Below are 21,011 nucleotides of genomic sequence, written 5' to 3' on the forward strand. Positions count from 1 at the left end.
GCACAAAAAATTAAAAAAAATAAACTATGAAAAATAAAGGCTGCCTTAGCGCAGGAACTATCGGTATTGCTCTACTTCTTATTGTAGGTGTAATATTCTTCTGGGGGAAAAACGGATATAATAATTTTGTTTCAAAAGAACAGAATGTGAATTCCAAATGGTCTAATATTGAAACAGTCTATCAGAAAAGGGCCAACCTTATTCCTAACCTCGAAAGAACAGTTAAGTCCTATTCAAAATTTGAACAGGAAACACTAACCAAAGTTGTGGAAGCACGCTCTAAAGCTACTTCTATTAACATCGACCCTACGAATATGACAGAAGCAGACATGGCAAAATTCCAGGCTGCACAGGGAGAATTATCCGGAGCCTTAAGCAGATTGATGGCTGTGGTGGAATCTTATCCGAATTTAAAAGCGGACCAGCAGTACATCAACTTCCAGAGAGAGTTTACAGCAATCGAAAACAGCATCAGAACCGAAACGGTTTATTATAATGACGCTGCCAAAGATTACAATACAACGATCAAAACATTCCCAAACAACATTCTGGCGAATTTTACAAACTTTAAAGAAAAACCTTTCTTCAAGGCTGAAGCCGGTGCAGAAAAAGCGCCTGAAGTATTTAAATAATGAACAACCGCTTTCTGACAAATCAGCAAATCACTTCCCTGGTGGAAGCGATACAGTCGGCAGAAGAACATTCTACAGGCGAGATCAGGATACATATTGACTCGAACACCGAAACTCAAAATGCGGAAACTGCATTTGGAGTTTTCAAAGAACTCTGTATGAATAAAACTGCCGACAGAAATGCTGTGCTTTTTCATGTGAATTTCGAACAAAAATACCTTACCATCATTGGGGATATCGGAATTCATGACAAAGTACACCAGTCGTATTGGGATCACCTCCACGACTACATCACTGCTGAATTTGCCAAAGGAAATTATTATAAAGCTTTAAAAAGCGGCATCCTGGAAACGGGTCTTGAATTAAAAAAACATTTTCCTGTTCAGGGAAAAAATCCCAATCAGCTATCTAATGAAATTACGTTCTCTTAAACTGGTATTTTCATTTATACTCTTCTGCTTTTACACTTTTGTATCAGCACAATACACGATTCCGCAAAAACCTGCGGTTCTGTATCCTGTGTTTGATGAAGCAGGACTGCTTACCCAACAGCAAAAAGATGAACTGAACAATAAGCTGATCAAATTTGCAGATTCTACCTCAACAGAGATTGAAGTCATCATTATTCCTTCCACAAAAGGAGAAGATGTCAATTTTCTAGCGACCATGTTCGGTGAGCAATGGAAAATCGGAAAAAAGGGAGTAGATAATGGCGTCGTTTTCCTTATTGCGACTGAAGACAGAACCATGTCTATCCAGCAGGGACGAGCCGTAGAACAATATCTTACGGCTTCCGTGGCAGGACAGATTCTCGATTATATTGTCACTCCTAATTTCAGGCAGGGGCAATGGTATGAAGGGATCAACCGGGGAACCTCAGCCATTATGGAGGCGGTTCAGGGAAAATTCAAGCCTACGGAAACCTCAGCACCTTCCGGCAATGGAAGTGCATTTAAGATCATTCTTATTGCATTTGTCATTTTCATCCTTCTGGCTATTATCTTTGGGAACAGAGGTGGCGGAGGAGGCGGTGGCAATAATGATGACGATGATGTGATCATTACCAGACGAGGACGCAGAAATTACCCTGGTGGGTTCTTCCCTTTCCCTGGCAGCTTCGGAGGAGGAGGCTTTGGTGGAGGAAGTTCCGGCGGAGGCGGTGGTGGATTCGGCGGTTTCGGTGGCGGAGGAAGCTTTGGCGGAGGCGGTGCTTCCGGCGGATGGTAATTAAAAAATAACAACATTCAATATAATCGGGCTTACTGCCCGATTTTTTATTTAATATGCTACAAATACATCACTTCTTTGTTTTATTTAATGTTAAATTCAACTTTACCTATTAAAAAATTAACAAAACCACACAAAAACCGTCTTTTAATCAATATTTTTTCGTTATATTTACTGAAAACAGGTTCATGAAGAAGACGCTGGTAGTTTTTGCACATCCCTATTTAGAGCACTCCAATTCCAACGTAGAGCTATTTAATTTCTATGTCCGTCACCAGCACTTTACCCTCAGAGATCTTTACGAAGAATATCCGGATTTTCATATTGCGGCATTCAGGGAGAGAAAAAGATTAAGGAACTATGACCGTTTTATTTTTCAGTTCCCCCTCATCTGGTTTGGAATGCCTCCTTTATTAAGATTATGGATCGATGAAGTTTTCGACAGAGACTGGCTCCGGGAAGGCGAAACCAATCCGCTGGAAGGCAAAGAAATCTATATTCTGATTACAACCGGAGGAAAAGAAAGATCATTCAGCAAAACCGGAACGTATCAGTATACTATCGAAGAACTGATCAGCGGACTGATTGTTTCTTTAAAGGTTTTCAAAGCCGATATCAAACATATCAAGATCGTTTACGAAGCCAATAAACTGAGCAAAAAAGATATTATTTTACATAAAAAAGAATTTACAGAACTACTCAATCAATAACATATGGAGTCCAGCTTAGCGATGAATACATTACTTTTCTTAGGTGTAGCCATTATTATGGTTCCGCTGGCTAGAAAATTTGGACTGAGTTCGGTGATCGGCTATATTTTAGGCGGTATCATCATTGGTCCTTATGTTCTTCGGCTTACCGGAAAAGATGTTAATGATATTATGCATGCCAGTGAATTTGGGGTCATCATGCTTCTTTTCCTGGTTGGACTGGAACTGGAACCCCGGAAATTCTGGGAAATGCGGAAGAAAATTGTGGGCCTCGGGCTTACGCAGATGCTGCTTTCTATTTCACTTCTTTTTCTGGTTTTCATCAGTGCCGGATGGAGAATAGATAAGGCCATTGCTATTGCAATGTGTTTTGCACTCTCTTCTACAGCTATTGTACTGCAGACTTTACAGGAAAAAAACAATTTTAAAACCATGGCCGGAGAGGCTTCCTTCTCTACCCTTCTTTTTCAGGATATTGCAGTGATCCCCATCTTGGCCATCCTGCCTATCATCGCGAATTATAAATCAAGTCATCACAATAACGAAATTCAGATTATCATACAGAAACTTCCGGAGTGGCTACAGGCCGGAACCGTGATTTTAGGTGTTGCTATTTTAATTTTACTGGGAAGATATGTATTCGTTCCCTTTTTAAGATATGTTTCAAAGTCAGGAATGACGGAACTATTGACTGCTTCCTCTTTATTCCTTGTGATCGGAGTTTCTGAGCTTATGGCCGCGATAGGGCTTTCACCGGCGTTGGGAGCTTTCCTTGCCGGGGTAATGCTTGCCAACAGTGAATTCAGGCATGAACTGGAAGCACAGATCAATCCTTTTAAAGGGCTTCTTTTAGCTGTATTCTTTGTCAGTGTAGGCTCTACCATCAATTTTAATATTATTCAGCAGGATCCTTTATTTATTTTCTCTACTGTTTTTGCCGTATTGGCTGTAAAACTTGTTGTTCTCTATGCTATAGGAAAGTTTTTTAAGATGGATACTTCGCAGAGTTTATTTTATGCATTTGCTCTTTCTCAGGTAGGAGAGTTTGCTTTTGTACTTATTAATTACGCTTCGGATCTTTATCTTTTAACTCCTGAGCTTAATGCTCAAATGATGGCTGTAACGGCGATCACGATGTGTATTACCCCTATCCTTCTGATCATTAATGATAAATTCATTACGCCTAAATTCATAAAGGAAATTCCTGATGCAGAGAACGATTTCAATATTCTTGACAATGATGTAAGCCAGAAGAAGATCATTATCGTTGGTTTCGGACATTTCGGAAGTACGGTAGGGCGGCTTTTAAAGGCGAATAAAATCCAGGCAACAGTTCTGGACAGAGATTCTGATCGTGTGAAACTTTTGAGAAGCCATGGTTTTAAAGTTTATTATGGGGATGCAACAAGGATTCCTATTTTAAGGGCTGCCGGAATTGAAGATGCTGAACTTTTAGTGCTATGTCTTGATGACCGGGATGATAATAAATTTATTGCAGATCTGGTTCGTGAACATTATCCGAAGGTTAAAATTTTTGTAAGAGCCAAAAACAGGATCGATGCGTATAACTACCTCAATAACGGCATTGAAAATATTTACCGTGAAACATTAGGAACCGCTGTGGATATGGCGATAGACGTTCTTCATGAAACCGGAATGCGAAAATATGCGGCCAGACGTCTTGGACAAAGATTTATGGCAATAGACAAAGCGTCCATAAGAAGGCTGTCCAAAGCAAAAGAAGATGATGAAATCTTATCATTCACCACAAAAGAATTCCTCCAGCGTGAGGAGGAATTATTGGCTTATGACAATCTTAATTTTGATAATAGAGATTGGGAAGGCTCCTCGTCAGTAGATGATGACAATGACGAGGAAACTCCGAATTGATTTATTGGATACTGACGCTTCCGCCACTACTTTCCTGTTTGGTTACATTTTTAAGTTCTCCTTTTTTAGAAATATCTACACTTCCTCCGGAAGAAGCTTCGGCATCAACTGAAGCAACAGCGCTAACCTGAAGACTACCTCCGCTGGATGCGTCGGCTTTTACATTGTCAGCAATAAGATCTTTGGCAGAAACACTACTCCCCGATGAAGAAGTGATATCAGCATTTTTACTTTTCCCGGAAATATCAAGACTTGCCGCTGAAGAAGCTTCAATATCAAGATCTACCGCCCATACTTTTCCACTATAGCTGCTGCTGCTTCCTGCTGAGATATCGAAATCATTGGCTTCCAGATCTCCTTTCACGCTGGCTGCACTGGATAAATCAATGCTTACTTTTTCCTGTGTGAATTTATCTTTTATGGTAATGCTTGCCGCAGAATTGGCCGTAAGTTTTGAGAAATCTTTCGTATAAATTTTAGCTTTTACATTATGGCTGTTCATCACTCTGATTCCTTTTTTGTAATGGATATGAAGCTTTCCGCCATCGTTATCCACAAGAATTTCGTTGATGATATTTTCTGGTGCAGAAATAACCACTTTCTCTGTTTCAGATTTGATCACCTCAGCATCGATAGCCTGAGAAACTTCTATTTCGTCAAAATTTCCGTTAAATTCTTTCTCTTTGACCGGGCCGCTTTCTTTGTCGATCACTTTGTCTACCCAGCCGTTACCGTTGTTGTCATTATCATTGTTTCTTTTATTATGATTTTCATTGCATGAGGCCATCAGCGCGAAGGCTGACAGCATAAAAAGAGTTGTTGATTTCATGTTTACTGCTTTTATAAATTAAGTTTTTAATATCTTTATACTTTAATAACAACTAATTTATGAAAAATATTTCATCGGTATTGTTAATTTCTGCACTGGCACTTAACCAATCTTGTACTACAATGAAGAAAACCGATACTCAACAGGAGATTCCTGTTACCGATCCATCCTTATCTTCAAACCCTTTTATGAAGAAAAGCAAGCTTCAGTATGAAGCTCCGGAATTCGATAAAATTAAAAATGAACATTTCAAACCTGCTTTCGATTTTGGACTTAAACAGCACGATGCTGAGATCCTGAAAATCGCCAATAATCCGGAAGCTCCTACTTTTGAAAATACCATTGTTGCTTTAGAAAAAAGCGGCGAAGTTTTAAAAAGAGCCACTATTGTATTTTCCAATCTTACAAGCGCCAATACCAACCCTACCCTTCAGACTTTAGATGAAGAATTTGCTCCTATTTTTGCTGCCCATTCCGATAAAATGTACCTGAATGAAAATTTATATAAAAGAATCAAATCTATCAAAGAAGACGGTTTAGATTCAGAGAGTAAAAAACTTGTTCAATACTACAAACAGAATTTTGAGATTGCAGGTGCTAATCTTTCTGCAGCAGATAAAGAAAAACTAAAGCAGATCAATCAGGAACTAGCTTCACTTTCTACGCAATATGCCAATAAACTATTGGAAGCAAGAAAGCAGGGAGGTGTATTTTTCTCTGATGCAAAGGAACTGGACGGTCTTTCTGCTGATGAAATCGAAGCGGCAGCAACAGATGCTAAAACAGCGGGACAACCGGGAAAATATCTTCTTGCCCTTCAAAATACAACCCAACAGCCTCTTCTTCAGAATTTGAAGAACAGAGCTGCCAGAGAAAAGCTATTCAAGGCATCATGGCTTAGAGCTGAAAAAGGTGATGGAAATGATACCCGTGAAACGATTGAAAAATTAGCTAAACTAAGACTTAAAAAGGCCCAGACCCTAGGAAAAGCAAGCTTCGCTGAATGGAAGCTTCAGGATCAGATGGCTAAAACACCGGAAGCCGCAACTAAACTGATGAACCAAATTGCTACTCCTGCAGTGGAAACAGCAAGACGTGAAGCAAAAGATATCCAGGATCTGATCGACCAGCAGAAAGGTGGTTTCAAAGTTGAGCCATGGGACTGGAATTTCTATGCAGAACAGGTAAGAAAAGCAAAATATGATCTTGATGAAAACCAGATCAAGCCTTACTTTGAAGTGACTACTGTTTTGGAAAAAGGAGTTTTCTATGCCGCTGAAAAGTTCTACGGACTTACTTTCAAAAAGAGGACTGATCTTCCGGTTTACCATCCTGACGTGGTAACCTACGAGGTTTTTGACCACGATGGAAAGTCTATCGCAATCTATTATCTTGATTTCTATACCAGAGATTCTAAAAACGGAGGAGCATGGATGAGTAACTTCGTTGAGCAGTCTTATCTTTTAGGAACAAAACCTGTCATCGTCAACTGTTATAATTACCAGAAGCCGGCTCCAGGAAAACCATCTCTGATTAGCTATGATGATGTGTCTACGATGTTCCATGAGTTTGGACATTCTATCCACGGTATGTTTGCTAGCCAGAAATACCCATCGCTTTCAGGAACCAGTGTTCCGAGAGACTTTGTGGAATTCCCATCACAGATCAATGAGCATTGGGCTCTGGATCCTGTAGTTCTTAAAAATTATGCCATCCACTACGAAACAAAACAGCCGATCCCTCAAACTTTAGTTGAAAAAATAAAAAAGGCATCTACTTTTAACCAGGGATATATGACGACAGAACTTGTTTCTGCGGCAGCTCTGGATATGGACTGGCACACCGTGACCAATGAAAGCCAGTTGATTCCGGTTCTTGATTTTGAAAAACAATCACTGGCCAGCCACGGATTTACATTAGCTACGGTACCTCCTAGATACCATACTCCTTATTTTGCCCATATCTGGGGTGGAGGATACTCTGCAGGATATTATGCTTACCTATGGTCTGAAACTCTTGACAATGATGCATGGGAATGGATCAAAAGCAATGGAGGTCTGACGAGAGAAAACGGTGACCGTTTCAGAAAATATATTCTTTCTGTAGGAAATTCTGTAGACCTTAACCAGGCATTCAGAGATTTCACGGGACATGATCCGGATATCAAACCTTTATTGAGAAACAGAGGTTTTATAAAATAAATTGTACAGAGAAGCATTCGATTGGATGCTTCTTTTTTTATAGTTAAATGGGTTGAAATCCATTCCTATTGAATAAAGATATTCTATTTTGAACTGTTTGTTGTGTGTCACGGGCTAAAGCCCGTTCCTATTAATAAAATCTTTATTTTTGTTGTTCAAAAAAAATAAAAAAATGAATTGTCCCTGCTGTTCAGGAAAATCTTATGAAGAATGCTGCAAGCCTTACCACACCGGAGAAAAGCATGCTCCTACTGCAGAAGCTTTGATGCGTTCCCGGTTTTCGGCATTTGCCATTCCGAATGGCGAATATCTTATGGAAACTACCCTTCCGGCAAAAAGGAAATTTCACAATAAAAAGGATCTTCAGGAATGGGGTGAAATTAATGAGTGGACGAAATTGGAAATTATAGATACACCTTCTGTCAGCCAAGTTGAATTTAAAGCCTTTTATACCAATGAGGAAAGGGATAAAGAAGTCCATCACGAATTATCAGACTTCAAAATGATTCAAAACCGTTGGTTTTATGTGAGTGGAAAATTTTTAGAATAAAAAAAATGTCCGAAAAAATCGGACATTTCTTATAGTTTTAGTGAGCATCAGTTCCGTCAACGCCATGAGCGTGACCATGGGCCAATTCTTCTTCTGTCGCAGGACGTGTATTTACAATTTCCACCTGGAAATCTAAAACTTTCCCAGCCATTGGATGGTTAAGGTCTGCAATTACTGCCTCCGGAGTTACGTCTATTACAAATGCCTGGAAATTATTTCCCTGACCATCTGATAAAGGTAAAATAGCTCCTACAGGAGGAATTCCCGCTTCCTGAAACATATCGATAGGCAATTGCGTGATTGAATTCGGATCTTTCTCTCCGTAAGCTTCTTCTGCTTCAATAACAAAAGCTGCTTTATCACCGGCTTTCAGGCCTAGGATGTTTTGTTCAAACTTTGGAATCATCATTCCTACACCATATAAAAATGTAAGTGGATTTTCAGCTGTTGTTTCTTCTACAAGAATCTTACTTCCATCTTCTTCGATCGTGTGAAGTATGTAACTTACTGCTACAACATGGTTGTTTTCAATTGTCATATTTTTTCTTTTTTTTCGTGATATTTTTCACGATTAACAGCACAAAGATAGTATTTTTGAAATGATTGATTGTGGAAAACACATTAAAACAGAAATCTTAAAACACCAGTCTTCTTTACTTTCCGTTCTTTGTTTCGCTTCGTTTTTTCTGTCTCAATACATAAAGATACAGGCTTTCTACCTTGGTTCTTGCCCAATCTGTTTTTCTCAGAAACTTCAATGAAGACTTTATACTTGGATTGTCTGTAAAACATCTTATATTGATCTGCTCGCTAAGTTTCTCGAAGCCTTCATAGTATTCTACCAGTTCTTCAAGAATGGCATCGAGTCTTTTTCCGTGTAGCGGATCTTTGGACGGTTCCATACTTTTTTTGCAAAAGTAATGATTATATGACGAATATTTCTGGAAAAATAAAAAACCTCCGCTGAACAATAGCGGAGGTTTCCTTTATAAATTTTGAATAACCGGTTTTACCTTGTCCCCAAATAATTCAATGGATTTCATCATAATATCGTGAGCAGGATCGCCAATATCCATATGCCCAATGAATCTTGTGATGCCAAAAATCTCTTTCATGTAGGCAATTTTATCAGCAACTTCTGCGGGATTTCCAATGAATAATGCGCCTTCTCTTGCTCTTCCACCGTCATATTGCATTTTCGTGTAGGGAGCCCAGCCTCTGGATGCCCCGATCCTGTCCATCTGAGATTTATAGGTATTGAAATATCCTTCCACAACAGCCTGATCATCGCTTACAAAGGTGTGAGAATGAATCGCGATCTGCATTTTAGATACATCATGCCCGGCCTTCTGATATTCCTGTTTGTAAAATTCTATTAAATTTTTAAACTGTACCGGCATTCCTCCAATGATGGCTACCACCAAAGGCATTCCTAATTTCGCAGCACTTAAAACAGACTGGGGAGTTCCCCCTACCGCTCTCCAAATCGACAGTTTTCCATCATTTTTTGCTCTTGGATAAACGGTTTGATTCTGCATCGGTGCCCGAAGCTTTCCTGACCAGGTTACATTTTCTTCTGAATTGATCTTTAGCAGCAATTCCAGTTTTTCGTCAAAAAGTTCTTCATAATCATTCAGTGAATATCCGTAAAGTGGAAACGATTCAATAAAACTACCTCTTCCTACAAATATTTCAGCTCTTCCGTCTGATATCAGGTCTAAGGTTGAAAAATCTTCATATACTTTTACAGGTTCTGAAGAACTTAAAACGGTGACACCACTTGCCAGTTTTATATTTTTGGTGATGCTTGCAGCAGCAGCCAGTACCATTTCCGGTGACGAAACTGCATAATCCGGACGGTGATGTTCTCCCATCGCAAAAACATCAATTCCCACCTCATCCATTAACTTTACCTGATCCAGGATTTCTCGGATCTTCACGCCTGCATCTCTATATTTTCCGGTTGCCTGATCAAAAGCCAGGTCACCAAACATTCCTATTCCTAATTCCATATTTTTAGATTTTAGATACACAAAATTACGGATCAAAAAGGTCAAAAACGTTGATGTTTGTTAAGAACGGATCATTGTCGCTCGGACAAGTTTCCTGTACAGATATTATATATTAAGAATTGAAAAGAATCAATAAAAGCACATATTTAATCAGGGAATTTTATGATTAATCCACTTTATATATTTCTATATTAAACAAGAAATCCAGCCTTGTGGCTGGATTTTATTATTATTTCTTTAGATTCTGATCAAAATAATCTGTTACTTTTTGCATCAGGTGAACTCTGTCTTTCCCAATCACATTGTGCGGATGTCCCGGATAAGCAAAGTAATCCAACTGAACTCCATTATCTACCGCAGATTTGATAAATTTAATGGAATGCTGCCATACCACCACATCATCCTGAGCACCGTGGATCATGAGTAATTTTCCTTTTAAATTCTGAACTTTATCTAGAAGATTAGCTGTAGCATATCCTTGCGGATTCTCTTCCGGTGTATCCATATACCTTTCACCGTACATGATTTCATACATTTTCCAGTCGATAACCGGTCCTCCGGCAACGCCTACTTTAAATACATCCGGTTTACGAAGCATGAAGCTTGTTGTCATAAATCCACCGAAACTCCATCCGTGAATTCCCATTTTTTGAGCATCAACGTAAGGAAGAGATTTTAAGTAGTCTACTCCCTTCATCTGATCGTTCATTTCAGTTGTTCCAAGGTTTCTGAAAACAGCCTGCTCAAATTTCATTCCACGGTTGGCAGAACCTCTTCCATCCATTGTGAAAATGATGTATCCGTTTTGCGCCATATATTCATACCAAAGGTTTCCTGATGCCGGGAATGTATTGGTCACCAACTGAAGGTGTGGTCCGTTATAAAGGTAAACGATCACCGGATATTTTTTATTGGCATCAAAATCTGTAGGAAGAATGATCTTTCCGTAAAGAGGTGTTCCGTCATCTGCTTTTAATTCTACATTTTTAATTTCAGGTCTCTGATAATTTTTCAATGTATTCTCAGCCGTAAGAATATTCGTTGATTTTGCAGTGCTTGTATTAATAATATTGGCAGATCTTGGTGTTCCTGCATTGCTGTAAATATCATATAAATAATTTCCGTCGCTGCTTAAAACACCTGTATGTACTCCCGCTGCATCGTCTAAACGCTGCATTTTGAAGTTCGTCCAGTTGATCTTATATAAGTGTTTCTCCAAAGGAGTTTCTTTCGTAGAAGTGAAATAAATTTCCTTTCTCTTTTCATTAAAACCTAAAATATCGGTCACCAGCCAATCTCCTTTTGTAATTTGGGCTACCAGTCCTTTTTCAAGGCTGTAATGGAACAGGTGATTATATCCTGTTCTCTGACTCTGCCAGATAAAATCTGTATTAGAATTGGGGAAGAAAGTAAGCGGATGCTGAGGCTCTACATATTTGTCGTTGGTTTCTTCAAATAAAGTTTTTACTAAATTTCCTGTCGCCGCATCATACTGATTCATTTTTACATGATTCTGTCCACGGTTCAGAACACCTACAAAAATATATTTTGAATCCGGACTCCAGGTAACGGCTGTTAAATACTGATCTTTTTCACCTTCAATTTTCAGGAAAGTGGTTGACTGATTTTTGATATTGTAAACACCCAACGTAACTTCATGAGACTTTTGTCCCGCCATCGGATACTTGATGTTGTGGTTGACAGCTGGCGTTACAGACCAGTCAATAACCGGATAATCTGCTACCATCGTCTGATCCATTCTGTAAAATGCTACCGCTTCAGAGTTAGGAGCTGGAAAAATTCCGGTATCAATTCCAAATTCATTTCTATGAACCGTTGCCCCTCCATTGATGATATTTTCATCGGAATCATTGGTTACAGCGATTGTTTTTCCGTTTTTGTTTACAAATAAATTATTTTTCACCGTAAAAGCAAAAGTCTGGTTGTCTCCAAACATTTTCACGTTGGACGCATTTCCTTCAACTGCAGCAGAAGTTTTTACTTTCCAGTCGTTTCCTGATTTTTCAATCCAGAACATTTTGTCGTTCGCGTTGAAATAACCGTTTGAACCACTGATGAATTTAATCTGCGGAACAGCTTTCAGTTTAGCATCAGAGAATGATTTGTTTAACTGGGTCAAAGACACAAGCGTATCCTGCTTATTGGTTTTAAGATCGGTCATCAGATACCCGCCTTTTACAGCCTGAATATAAGATTTACCGTCCGCAGCCCATGAAAATTGGGAAATATTTTTCACGGCAAGATTCGTTCTCAGTCCGTTTACTGCCTCCGCCATTGTGAATTTTTGGGTCTGTGCCATTGCAGAACTGCCCAAAACCAGCATCAATAAAGAAAATTTATGTAATTTCATTGTATAAAATTGAATCCTTCAAAAATAAGAAATAAAAATCATTCGTTAATAAATGTTAAATTAAAACATTCATAAAATAGGATTAATGTATTGATAAAAATAAATTCTTAACTTAATCATAGGAAAAATCAGCTATAAATTAGGGTGAATTTGTGAATCGTCAATTGTCAATTTTACCAGCACCAATAATTGACTATTGACTTGCGAAGCAAAATTGACCATTCACATGAAATCTACAGTGAATTGTAAATCGTCAATTGTGAATTTTGTTCCAATCGATCATTCACTATTCACTTACGAAGCAAAATGGACTATTCACCTATAAAAAATACGGGTTATTTCATTTCTTATCCTAAATCAATGACTGGTATATGTTCTCTGTCCTACATTTGCAGTATCAATAACAAACAAAAAATACAATACAATGGCAACAAAATGGAACCTAGACCCAACACATAGTGAAATTACTTTCAAAGTAAAACACATGATGATTTCTAATATAAAAGGTAACTTCAGAACGTTCAATGCAGAAATTGAGGCTGAAGATGATACTTTTAGCAACGCTAAAACAACCGCTACGATCCAGACTGATTCTGTATTCACCAATAATACAGACAGAGACAATCACTTAAAGTCCGGTGAATTTTTCAACGCAGAAGAACATCCTTCTATTACATTTGAATCTCAGGCTTTAAATGATAAAGTAACAGGAAACCTTACTGTAAACGGGATTACTAAGCCTATCACTTTAGATGTGGACTTCGGTGGAATCAATGTTGACCCTTGGGGAAATACAAAAGCTGGTTTTTCTTTTGAAGGAAAGATCAACAGAAAAGATTTCGGACTGAACTGGAACGCCGCTCTTGAAGCAGGAGGTGTAATGGTAAGCGACGAAGTAAAAATTGCCGGAGAATTACAGTTTGTAAAGCAGGCATAATAAAAACGGATTTTTGGTGTAAAAAGGAGCCATGAAATGGCGACTTAGCCCAAAATAGGACGCAATCCTATTAAACAAAAAATGATCCAATTCATAACATAAAAGGTTCAGGGATTTTCTAAAAGCCTTGAACCTTTTTTAATGACCTCCTATTTATGAATCTAAACGATCTGCAAAACATCAGCAACAGTTTTGGAAATACCCAAAGAATGCCCGTCTTATTTCTCGGGCACGGTTCGCCGATGAATGCTATTGAAGAAAACCAGTTTGTACAGGGATTCAGAAAAGCAGCGCAGGAAATCCCGAAACCTAATGCCATTCTGTGTATTTCTGCACATTGGTATACACAGGGAACTTTTGTTACCGCAATGGAGATGCCGAGAACGATCCATGATTTCGGCGGTTTTCCAAAGGCTCTGTTTGATGTACAATATCCTGCTCCGGGAAGTCCGGAACTGGCGAGAGAAACGGTTGACCTTTTAGCGCCTGCTTTGGTGGAAGAAGATCACAACTGGGGACTTGACCACGGTGCATGGTCGGTTATTAAGCATATGTATCCAAAAGCTGACATTCCCGTTATCCAGCTAAGCATAGATTATACAAAACCTCCACAGTATCATTTCGATCTGGCCAAAAGACTGAATAAGCTTCGTGAAAAAGGTATTCTGATTATCGGAAGCGGAAATATTGTGCATAATCTACGCCTGATCGACTGGAAAAACATCGATACTGTTGGCGCCGGCTGGGATTGGGCCGTGGAAGCAAGGGAAAAGACCAATAACTGGCTCCTGGACGGAAATTTCAAGCATATGATAGACTACCAAAAACAGGGGACATTCCTGCAATATGCCGTTCCTACACCGGATCATTATCTTCCACTGATCTACACATTAGGTTTAAAAGATCAGGCTGAAAATCTGTCATTATTTAATGATGAGCTGATCGGTGGGTCATTAAGCATGACAAGTGTGAGGATAGGATAATCTAGATTTCCTTTTTTTCTGCATCCTGAAGGTAAAATACTTGAGGTTTCAAAAAAAGGGAATATCACCAACCCGGACCAGCTCATCAACGAAGGCAATTTTTCAAACAATAAAATTTGAAAGTATGCTTCCGTTGGATTATCAGCTGGAGACTGAGATATTCCCCTTAGGTTTTTATTAAAATATATTCTATTGTACGGCTTTCAGAACATTGATGTTTCCGTATCCATAGCTTGAATTTACTGTAGGGTAATAGGTGGCAGACTGTCTCATTTTATTCAGTACCTGATCTCTTGTCCATGAAGGATTTTTAGACCAAACCAGAGCTGCAATACCCGCTGTAGCAGCAGTAGCTACTGATGAACCGCCTACATAATCAGCCTGATTGTTATAATAACTTAAAACGGGAACTGTATTTCCATTGGCTCTTTCCATCTGGAAGGTAAAATCAATCTGGCTTCCGGAATGGCAGACATCACATTTCTGGTTGGAGGTTCCTTCCTTCACTCCGGTTACCGCCTGTGTTTCAGACATACTGGCCGGGAAAATAACGCCTACGAAATTGGTAAAGCTCGTGGAAGTTCCTCCTGCACAAAAGATCAGTTTCCCTTTTGAATAAGCGTATTTCACACCATCTTCAATTTTTCCTACAGAGAAAACATGCCCCATCGACATGGAAATAATCTTTACACTTGTATTATTAGCCAGATCAGTAAATGCTGTTTTTACTCCATTTTGTTCACTGGAAGTTTCCAATACAACATTGGAAGCAGCACGGTAAGTGATCAGATTGGCATTGTAAGCAACTCCTACCGGAAGTCCTGCGTTATTTTTCGGTGCCGCCATCACGGAAGCCATTTTCGTTCCGTGGCCGCACTGGTCAGCCGGACCGTCTGTGGTAGATCCGTTGACGTAAGATCCGAATTTGTTGATCGTTCTTCCTGAAGAAGCTCCGGTATTAAAACTGCTTCCTAATAGCGTCTGCTCGGGTGAAACTCCTGTATCAATAAGTCCTATGGTAACCCCGGCTCCGGTGCTGTGGCTCCATGCATTGGGAATATTGTGTTGGGTAAACGCCCACGGAACTTTAGCATTGGGGGTGGTAGTGGTATAATCTGCAGCATTTAACGCCGTAGATTCAAATCCGCATCCTGATGAGGAACCGCTGGACTTTGCATTGGGATTAAGGCTGTTTTCAATTTCAAAATAATGATAATCTCCCGGCTCTACATACCGGATGTTTTTCATCTTTCTCAGTGCTGTAATAGTTTCCTCTTTTTCTACAATAACATCCATCTGGTTAAGATACTGATCTGATGAGATCAGAAATCTGGTCTGCTCTATCCCTTCGTATTGCTTGATCAGACCTAAAACTTCAGCTTCCATGCTTTTACTGTCAGCGGAAAGACTTCGGTCAAAATCATCTTTTGAAGCTCCAAATCCGATGGATACCATTCTGTTTCCTCTGAAAATTGCGCTCCAAAGCAAGTGATCGGAAGCATTTTTCCAGTTGAAAGACCCGGTATTCTTGATCGTGCTGTTGATTTCAGCATTGATCTGCTTCCCGGTTAAAGGATCTTTCTGAACATTTTCAATTGTAGGATTTTCGTTTTGAAGTTCATCTCTGTTACAAGAATTCAAAACAAAAAAGAGTGCCAATAGGTAAAGTACACTTTTTTTCATAGTTATAATTTTATGGTTTGGAACCACAATATAACACTTTAACGTGACTTAAAAGCTTAGAAAAAGTGAATTTAGTATTACAAGAATATGAATCATTTCCTTTACTTTTTAAAGACTTAGACTACTTTCCCGAAGCAAACACTATTTTCAATACCGATATACTGTCCGTAATTGGGAATTCTTATGTAGCCACATTTTTCATACAATGCAATGGCTTCCGGTTGTTTAATTCCCGTTTCCAAAACACATCTGCTATATCCCTCTTCTTTAGCCCAGATTTCCAGTTCATTCAATATTTTTGATGCGAATCCCCTCCCCCTTTTTTCAGGATCGGTATACATTCTTTTTATTTCTACAGTATCTTCAGAAAAAGGTTTGAAAGCTCCGCAGCCCACCGCAAGATCATCCGAGTAACCTACCACACAGTTTTTAAGCATGTCTATTGAGTTGAACTGGTGATAAAATTCATGATCTTCCCCATCCCGTACAGCAAGATCGGCATCCAGGAATTTGACTAAATTCTGAAAATCTATGTTGGAGGAGTCTGTTCTTTTTGTAGTCATTGTTTACGCTATTTGATTTAAAAATTCAATACAATTTAAACATTTAAGGATTAAGTTGTAATACAAAAGCTTCCCCTATCAGAGGAAGCTTGGAATTTATTGTTTAATGCAGCGATTTTAACCACTACTCTTGACAATTATTTTTTCATTAAACTTCAACTTTGAATTTTCTTTCGTTGATTAATTCTGCAATCGCCAGCATATCTTTTCCTATCAGTCTGTCGTCTTCCAGTTTTTTAACTTTGGAACGGATCACCGCAACGTTTTCTTCGATGATTTTTGAACACTTGGAGGGTCTTCTAAATTCTAATCCCTGTGCTGCAAACATCAATTCTACAGATAAGATATTGACCAGATTTCCTAAAACCTGATTGAATTTTCTGCCGGAAATACTTCCCATAGAAACATGATCTTCCTGTCCTAAGCTGGTCGGGATAGAATCTGCTGATGCCGGGAAACACAATGTTTTATTTTCCGTAACCAAAGCTGCTGAAGTATATTGCGGGATCATAAATCCTGAATTCAATCCTGAGCTTTCCGTTAATAATCTTGGAAGTCCATATTTTCCTTCTAATAATAAATAACTTCTTCTGTCTGAAATGTTTCCTAATTCGGCAGCAGCCAGCGTCGCATAATCTAATGGAAGTGCCATCAGCTGTCCGTGGAAATTCCCTCCGGAAATAGATTCTTCAGCACTTAGAACGATCGGATTGTCTGTTACTGAATTCAGTTCTGTTTCAGCCATCAATTTAAGGTGTTCAAATGCATTTCTGCTGGCACCGTGCACCTGTGGCACACATCTCATAGAATAAGGATCCTGAACTCTTTCACATTCTTCATGTGCTTTCATATTTTCAGAACCTTTTAAAAACTTAACCATTCTTGCTGCCACTTTTTTACTTCCCTCGAAAGGTCTGATCTCGTGAAGTTCTTTTTTGAATGGACTTTCAGAGCCTCTGTAAGCTTCAATACTCATGGCTGCAGTCATATCTGCCAGGTTCAGTAAATATTCAAATTTCTCCAGGCCTTTGATGGCGTGAGCCAGAATAAACTGAGTTCCGTTGATTAGCCCCAAACCTTCTTTCGGTCCTAATACCAATGGCTCCAGATCATGTCTTTCCAAAACGTCCATTGTTTCAAAGATCTCATCTCCTTCCCAAACCTGCCCTAATCCAAGTAATGGCAGAACAAGATGGGCAAGAGGAGCTAAATCTCCTGAAGCCCCTACCGAACCCTGCTCCGGTACTACAGGAATGATGTCTTTTTCAAGCATCTGGATCAATCTTTCGATCACTTCCAAGGAAACTCCTGAAAATCCCTTGGATAATGCATGAACTTTAGCAATGATCATGATCTTGGAAAATTCCTTATCGATAGGCTTTCCTACCCCTACCGCATGGGAAATAATAAGGTTGTACTGCAGCTGAGCAGTTTCGTCAGCTGATATTTTAGTATCGCAAAGCGGTCCGAAACCAGTATTGATTCCATAGACACATCTATCGGATTCTACTATTTTCTGAACGTTTTTCTGAGATTTTAGGATCTGTTCTTTGGCTACTTTATTAAGTTTAGCCTTGCTTGGCTTTTTACAGATTTCCAGAACATCATGGAAAGTGAAAACATCTACACCGTATATCATTTCTAAAAATTTCCTTAAAATTACGCATTTAACAATAATTGTAAAAGCTAAATTTCACGGTCTTACATTTTTCTGCCATTACGCCAATTAATTTGCTATTTTTACCACCGAAATTAAAAACAATTATCAATAACTTATGAAACTCAAAACTCTACTGCTTACATTATGTCTTGCAGGTACGGCTACTTTCGCCCAGAAAGTAAAATATTCTAAGGAAGACATCAAAAAAATGGAAACTTATCTATTCAACGAGGGTTTCAATACACCGTCTCCCAAGAAAACATCAACTATTGTTTTAAAGGACGGAACCTCTCACAAAGGTTTCTGTAGTAAGATCGAAACAAAAAGAGGACAGATCTATGAGGTTTCTTTAAAAGACAGTATTACAAAGAAAAATGAAGTCTTTAATGCTGAACAGATCAACGAAATGTATGTATACCCTACCAATGCTGAAAAAATAGCAAAAGTTGGGAAGTATATGGGAAACATCAGAAACTTCGGCACTAAAAAACTGACTAAGAATACTGCCGGTGGCAGGATACACTTTGTCAACCAGACCGTTTCTCTGAAAAATAAAAAGGATGACAAGGAATTCCTGATGCAGCTGATTAATCCTGAATTCAGTGATATCATTTCTGTATATCATGATCCGAGAGCTAAAGAAACCAATGGGTTCTCTGTGATGGGTTCCCCTCAGCTTGGAGGTGGCGTGATCAAATCTTATTATGTAAAGAAAGGAGAGAAAGTCTTGTGGCTTCACAAGGATGATTTCGAAGATAATTACGATTTCCTTTTTGGTGACAATGCAGAATTCGTGAAAAAATATCCTAAAAATTCTGTTGAATGGGATTATTTAAGCTTCCTGATCAATGAATACACGGCAATGACCAACGGATAAAATATTTCATCATATGAATAAAACTGCAGAATTTTCTGCAGTTTTTTTGTTCTTTTAAATCCCGGATGGATTCCGTAATTTTGTTATATGAATCCTTCTTTAGAACTGCAGCTTAAAACTTTACCATCAGAACCAGGCGTTTATCGTTATTATGATAAAAACGACCAATTGCTGTATGTAGGAAAGGCCAAACACTTAAAGAAAAGGGTTCTCTCCTACTTCAATAAAAATCTTCCGGGCTACCGTATTAAAATAATGGTAGGAAAGATCGTCCGTCTGGAAACAACCATCGTCAACAGTGAATACGACGCGCTTTTACTGGAAAACAACCTGATCAAGGAGCACCGTCCTTTTTACAATGTATTGTTGAAGGATGACAAAACCTACCCGTGGATCTGCATTAAAAATGAAAACTTCCCCAGAATCTTCCTGACTAGAAATGTGATCAAAGACGGATCTGAATATTATGGGCCGTATGCTAAAGTACGTCCTGCAAAGATTCTACTGGATACCATCAAACATATTTATAAGCTCAGAACCTGTAATCTTAATCTTGCACCTGCTAAAATAGACGAAGGAAAATATAAAGTCTGCCTGGAATATCATATTAAAAATTGTGAGGGGCCTTGCGAGGATCTGGAAAGTAAGGAAGACTATGATGAAAAGATTGATGCTATCCGTGGAATCATCAAAGGAGATTTCCGGAAAGCAAAAGAATATCTGGTGAATCAGATGATGAAACATGCCGAAAATCTTAAGTTTGAAGAGGCACAGATTATCAAGGAGAGACTGGATATTTTAGAAGATTATCAGGCTAAAAACACAGTTGTGAATCCCAATATTGATGATGTGGATGTTTTTGGAATGACCAGTGATGAAACAGCAGCTTATGTGAATTTCTTTAAAATCAGAAACGGAAATATTATCCAAAGTTTTACAACGGAGATCAAAAAGATCCTTGAGGAAACTGATGAAGATATTATGGAAGAAGCATTGATTGAAATCCGGCAAAAATTCAGCTCTGATTCCAAAGAAGTCCTGCTTCCCTTTCATCTGTCTGTAGAGATCCCAAATGTAAAGCTGATCGTTCCAAAAGTGGGTGATAAAAAAAGGATCGTGGAACTTTCAGAGAAAAATGCCAAGGAATATCGTTTAGAAAAATTAAAGCAGGTACAAATCGTAGATCCGGAAAGACATACCACCAGAATCATGGCTGAAATGCAGAAATTGCTGAGAATGCCGGTAGAACCAAGACATATTGAAGGTTTTGATAACTCGAATATTCAGGGAACTAATCCTGTTTCTGCATGTGTCGTTTTCAAAGACGGAAAACCAAGCAAGGCCGATTACAGAATTTTTCACCCGAAAACGGTAGAAGGCGCTAATGACTTTGCCACGATGGAAGAAGTGATCTACCGCCGTTATAAAAGAATGCTGGACGAAGGAGAAGATCTGCCACAACTGATCCTTATAGACGGAGGGAAAGGACAGCTTTCTTCTGCTGTAAAAAGTTTAAAACTGCTCGGTCTCTACGGCAAAATTACCATTGTAGGAATTGCGAAAAGACTTGAGGAAATTTTCTTCCCTGAAGATTCCATTCCGCTGTATCTGGATAAAAAATCTGAAACACTGAAGATTCTGCAACGGGTAAGAGACGAAGCTCACCGTTTTGGGGTAAAACATCACAGGACGAGAAGAAAAAATTCAACCATAAAATCTGAATTGGAAGAGATTCCGGGCGTAGGAGAAAAAACAATTGAGCTGTTACTTTCTAAGTTGAAATCTGTTAAACGTATCAAAGAATCAAGTATGGAAACTTTGGAAGAGATCCTTGGGAAAAGTAAGGCGAAGGTGATTTACGATTATTTTAACGGTAATTCATAACC

Annotated in this window: 19 protein-coding genes; 11 read left to right on the top strand and 8 right to left on the bottom strand. The window is 38.8% G+C overall.

The window, feature by feature from the left end; all coding sequences use genetic code 11:
• Nucleotides 1-26 precede the first annotated feature (26 nt).
• The 5 genes from NZD88_RS06685 to NZD88_RS06705 all read left to right on the top strand — a co-directional run bounded on the left by NZD88_RS06685 (nt 27) and on the right by NZD88_RS06705 (nt 4,459).
• Nucleotides 27-632 (top strand): LemA family protein, encoded by a 606-nt coding sequence (locus NZD88_RS06685; protein WP_169235230.1) that lies wholly within the window; start codon nt 27-29, stop codon nt 630-632.
• Nucleotides 632-1,063: a TPM domain-containing protein gene (locus NZD88_RS06690; protein ID WP_259828350.1), complete on the top strand. Its 432-nt coding sequence runs from the start codon at nt 632-634 to the stop codon at nt 1,061-1,063. The genes NZD88_RS06685 and NZD88_RS06690 overlap by 1 nt, the downstream gene beginning before the upstream one ends.
• Nucleotides 1,044-1,859, top strand: a complete 816-nt coding sequence (locus tag NZD88_RS06695) for a TPM domain-containing protein (RefSeq protein ID WP_169235232.1) — start codon at nt 1,044-1,046, stop codon at nt 1,857-1,859. The genes NZD88_RS06690 and NZD88_RS06695 overlap by 20 nt, the downstream gene beginning before the upstream one ends.
• 188 nt (nt 1,860-2,047) lie before the next feature.
• On the top strand, nt 2,048-2,569 hold the full coding sequence (locus NZD88_RS06700; protein WP_169235233.1) for an NAD(P)H-dependent oxidoreductase: 522 nt from the start codon (nt 2,048-2,050) through the stop codon (nt 2,567-2,569).
• Nucleotides 2,570-2,572: 3 nt separating this feature from the next.
• On the top strand, nt 2,573-4,459 hold the full coding sequence (locus tag NZD88_RS06705; RefSeq protein ID WP_259828351.1) for a monovalent cation:proton antiporter-2 (CPA2) family protein: 1,887 nt from the start codon (nt 2,573-2,575) through the stop codon (nt 4,457-4,459).
• 1 nt (nt 4,460) lies between these two features.
• Here NZD88_RS06705 and NZD88_RS06710 read toward each other — a convergent pair whose 3' ends face one another.
• Nucleotides 4,461-5,288 carry a head GIN domain-containing protein gene (locus tag NZD88_RS06710; protein WP_259828352.1) on the bottom strand — a complete coding sequence of 276 codons (828 nt, stop codon included), beginning with the start codon at nt 5,286-5,288 and terminating at the stop codon, nt 4,461-4,463.
• A gap of 59 nt (nt 5,289-5,347) precedes the next feature.
• Here NZD88_RS06710 and NZD88_RS06715 point away from each other — a divergent pair, with 59 nt between their 5' ends.
• On the top strand, nt 5,348-7,489 hold the full coding sequence (locus tag NZD88_RS06715) for a M3 family metallopeptidase (RefSeq protein ID WP_259828353.1): 2,142 nt from the start codon (nt 5,348-5,350) through the stop codon (nt 7,487-7,489).
• Nucleotides 7,490-7,661: 172 nt separating this feature from the next.
• Complete coding sequence (locus NZD88_RS06720; RefSeq protein ID WP_259828354.1) at nt 7,662-8,039, top strand: YchJ family protein; 378 nt, start codon at nt 7,662-7,664, stop codon at nt 8,037-8,039.
• 37 nt (nt 8,040-8,076) lie between these two features.
• Here the strand turns inward: NZD88_RS06720 and NZD88_RS06725 are convergent, their stop codons facing one another.
• The 4 genes from NZD88_RS06725 to NZD88_RS06740 all read right to left on the bottom strand — a co-directional run bounded on the left by NZD88_RS06725 (nt 8,077) and on the right by NZD88_RS06740 (nt 12,422).
• A complete protein-coding gene (locus tag NZD88_RS06725) occupies nt 8,077-8,577 on the bottom strand; it encodes an FKBP-type peptidyl-prolyl cis-trans isomerase (protein ID WP_169235238.1) in 501 nt (166 codons plus the stop codon).
• 115 nt (nt 8,578-8,692) lie between these two features.
• A complete protein-coding gene (locus tag NZD88_RS06730; protein WP_259828355.1) occupies nt 8,693-8,941 on the bottom strand; it encodes a VF530 family protein in 249 nt (82 codons plus the stop codon).
• A gap of 84 nt (nt 8,942-9,025) precedes the next feature.
• On the bottom strand, nt 9,026-10,051 hold the full coding sequence (locus tag NZD88_RS06735; RefSeq protein ID WP_259828357.1) for an LLM class flavin-dependent oxidoreductase: 1,026 nt from the start codon (nt 10,049-10,051) through the stop codon (nt 9,026-9,028).
• A gap of 229 nt (nt 10,052-10,280) precedes the next feature.
• Nucleotides 10,281-12,422, bottom strand: coding sequence for a S9 family peptidase (locus NZD88_RS06740; protein ID WP_259828358.1), 2,142 nt, complete (start codon nt 12,420-12,422; stop codon nt 10,281-10,283).
• Nucleotides 12,423-12,846: 424 nt separating this feature from the next.
• On the opposite strand from NZD88_RS06740, the gene NZD88_RS06745 reads away from it, so the two are divergent.
• Both NZD88_RS06745 and ygiD read left to right on the top strand, forming a co-directional pair.
• A complete protein-coding gene (locus tag NZD88_RS06745; RefSeq protein ID WP_259828359.1) occupies nt 12,847-13,359 on the top strand; it encodes a YceI family protein in 513 nt (170 codons plus the stop codon).
• A 155-nt stretch (nt 13,360-13,514) separates the two neighbouring features.
• Complete coding sequence (ygiD, locus tag NZD88_RS06750) at nt 13,515-14,342, top strand: 4,5-DOPA-extradiol-dioxygenase (protein WP_259828360.1); 828 nt, start codon at nt 13,515-13,517, stop codon at nt 14,340-14,342.
• A gap of 189 nt (nt 14,343-14,531) precedes the next feature.
• Here ygiD and NZD88_RS06755 read toward each other — a convergent pair whose 3' ends face one another.
• From NZD88_RS06755 to hutH, 3 genes are all read right to left on the bottom strand, one after another.
• Nucleotides 14,532-16,025, bottom strand: coding sequence for a S8 family peptidase (locus NZD88_RS06755; RefSeq protein WP_259828361.1), 1,494 nt, complete (start codon nt 16,023-16,025; stop codon nt 14,532-14,534).
• Between the two features lie 116 nt (nt 16,026-16,141).
• Entirely contained in the window at nt 16,142-16,588 is a 447-nt protein-coding gene (locus tag NZD88_RS06760; RefSeq protein WP_259828362.1) for a GNAT family N-acetyltransferase, read from the bottom strand.
• Nucleotides 16,589-16,736: 148 nt separating this feature from the next.
• Nucleotides 16,737-18,227: a histidine ammonia-lyase gene (gene hutH / locus NZD88_RS06765; protein WP_259828363.1), complete on the bottom strand. Its 1,491-nt coding sequence runs from the start codon at nt 18,225-18,227 to the stop codon at nt 16,737-16,739.
• Nucleotides 18,228-18,363: 136 nt separating this feature from the next.
• Between hutH and NZD88_RS06770 the strand changes: the two genes are divergently transcribed.
• Together NZD88_RS06770 and uvrC are read left to right on the top strand one after the other, a co-directional pair.
• Nucleotides 18,364-19,125: a hypothetical protein gene (locus NZD88_RS06770; RefSeq protein WP_259828364.1), complete on the top strand. Its 762-nt coding sequence runs from the start codon at nt 18,364-18,366 to the stop codon at nt 19,123-19,125.
• Between the two features lie 87 nt (nt 19,126-19,212).
• Nucleotides 19,213-21,009, top strand: a complete 1,797-nt coding sequence (uvrC, locus tag NZD88_RS06775; protein ID WP_259828365.1) for an excinuclease ABC subunit UvrC — start codon at nt 19,213-19,215, stop codon at nt 21,007-21,009.
• The last annotated feature ends 2 nt before the right edge of the window (nt 21,010-21,011 follow it).

Origin of the sequence: Chryseobacterium pyrolae, assembly GCF_025153485.1 — a bacterium.
Taxonomy (GTDB): domain Bacteria; phylum Bacteroidota; class Bacteroidia; order Flavobacteriales; family Weeksellaceae; genus Chryseobacterium; species Chryseobacterium antibioticum.

Excerpts from the sequence above, each read along its gene's own strand:
- NZD88_RS06685 (WP_169235230.1), top strand. The coding sequence starts at position 27 with ATGAAAAATAAAGGCTGCCTTAGCGCAGGAACTATCGGTATTGCTCTA.
- NZD88_RS06690 (WP_259828350.1), top strand. The coding sequence starts at position 632 with ATGAACAACCGCTTTCTGACAAATCAGCAAATCACTTCCCTGGTGGAA.
- NZD88_RS06695 (WP_169235232.1), top strand. The coding sequence starts at position 1,044 with ATGAAATTACGTTCTCTTAAACTGGTATTTTCATTTATACTCTTCTGC.
- NZD88_RS06700 (WP_169235233.1), top strand. The coding sequence starts at position 2,048 with ATGAAGAAGACGCTGGTAGTTTTTGCACATCCCTATTTAGAGCACTCC.
- NZD88_RS06705 (WP_259828351.1), top strand. The coding sequence starts at position 2,573 with ATGGAGTCCAGCTTAGCGATGAATACATTACTTTTCTTAGGTGTAGCC.
- NZD88_RS06710 (WP_259828352.1), bottom strand. The coding sequence starts at position 5,288 with ATGAAATCAACAACTCTTTTTATGCTGTCAGCCTTCGCGCTGATGGCC.
- NZD88_RS06715 (WP_259828353.1), top strand. The coding sequence starts at position 5,348 with ATGAAAAATATTTCATCGGTATTGTTAATTTCTGCACTGGCACTTAAC.
- NZD88_RS06720 (WP_259828354.1), top strand. The coding sequence starts at position 7,662 with ATGAATTGTCCCTGCTGTTCAGGAAAATCTTATGAAGAATGCTGCAAG.
- NZD88_RS06725 (WP_169235238.1), bottom strand. The coding sequence starts at position 8,577 with ATGACAATTGAAAACAACCATGTTGTAGCAGTAAGTTACATACTTCAC.
- NZD88_RS06730 (WP_259828355.1), bottom strand. The coding sequence starts at position 8,941 with ATGGAACCGTCCAAAGATCCGCTACACGGAAAAAGACTCGATGCCATT.
- NZD88_RS06735 (WP_259828357.1), bottom strand. The coding sequence starts at position 10,051 with ATGGAATTAGGAATAGGAATGTTTGGTGACCTGGCTTTTGATCAGGCA.
- NZD88_RS06740 (WP_259828358.1), bottom strand. The coding sequence starts at position 12,422 with ATGAAATTACATAAATTTTCTTTATTGATGCTGGTTTTGGGCAGTTCT.
- NZD88_RS06745 (WP_259828359.1), top strand. The coding sequence starts at position 12,847 with ATGGCAACAAAATGGAACCTAGACCCAACACATAGTGAAATTACTTTC.
- ygiD (WP_259828360.1), top strand. The coding sequence starts at position 13,515 with ATGAATCTAAACGATCTGCAAAACATCAGCAACAGTTTTGGAAATACC.
- NZD88_RS06755 (WP_259828361.1), bottom strand. The coding sequence starts at position 16,025 with ATGAAAAAAAGTGTACTTTACCTATTGGCACTCTTTTTTGTTTTGAAT.
- NZD88_RS06760 (WP_259828362.1), bottom strand. The coding sequence starts at position 16,588 with ATGACTACAAAAAGAACAGACTCCTCCAACATAGATTTTCAGAATTTA.
- hutH (WP_259828363.1), bottom strand. The coding sequence starts at position 18,227 with ATGATATACGGTGTAGATGTTTTCACTTTCCATGATGTTCTGGAAATC.
- NZD88_RS06770 (WP_259828364.1), top strand. The coding sequence starts at position 18,364 with ATGAAACTCAAAACTCTACTGCTTACATTATGTCTTGCAGGTACGGCT.
- uvrC (WP_259828365.1), top strand. The coding sequence starts at position 19,213 with ATGAATCCTTCTTTAGAACTGCAGCTTAAAACTTTACCATCAGAACCA.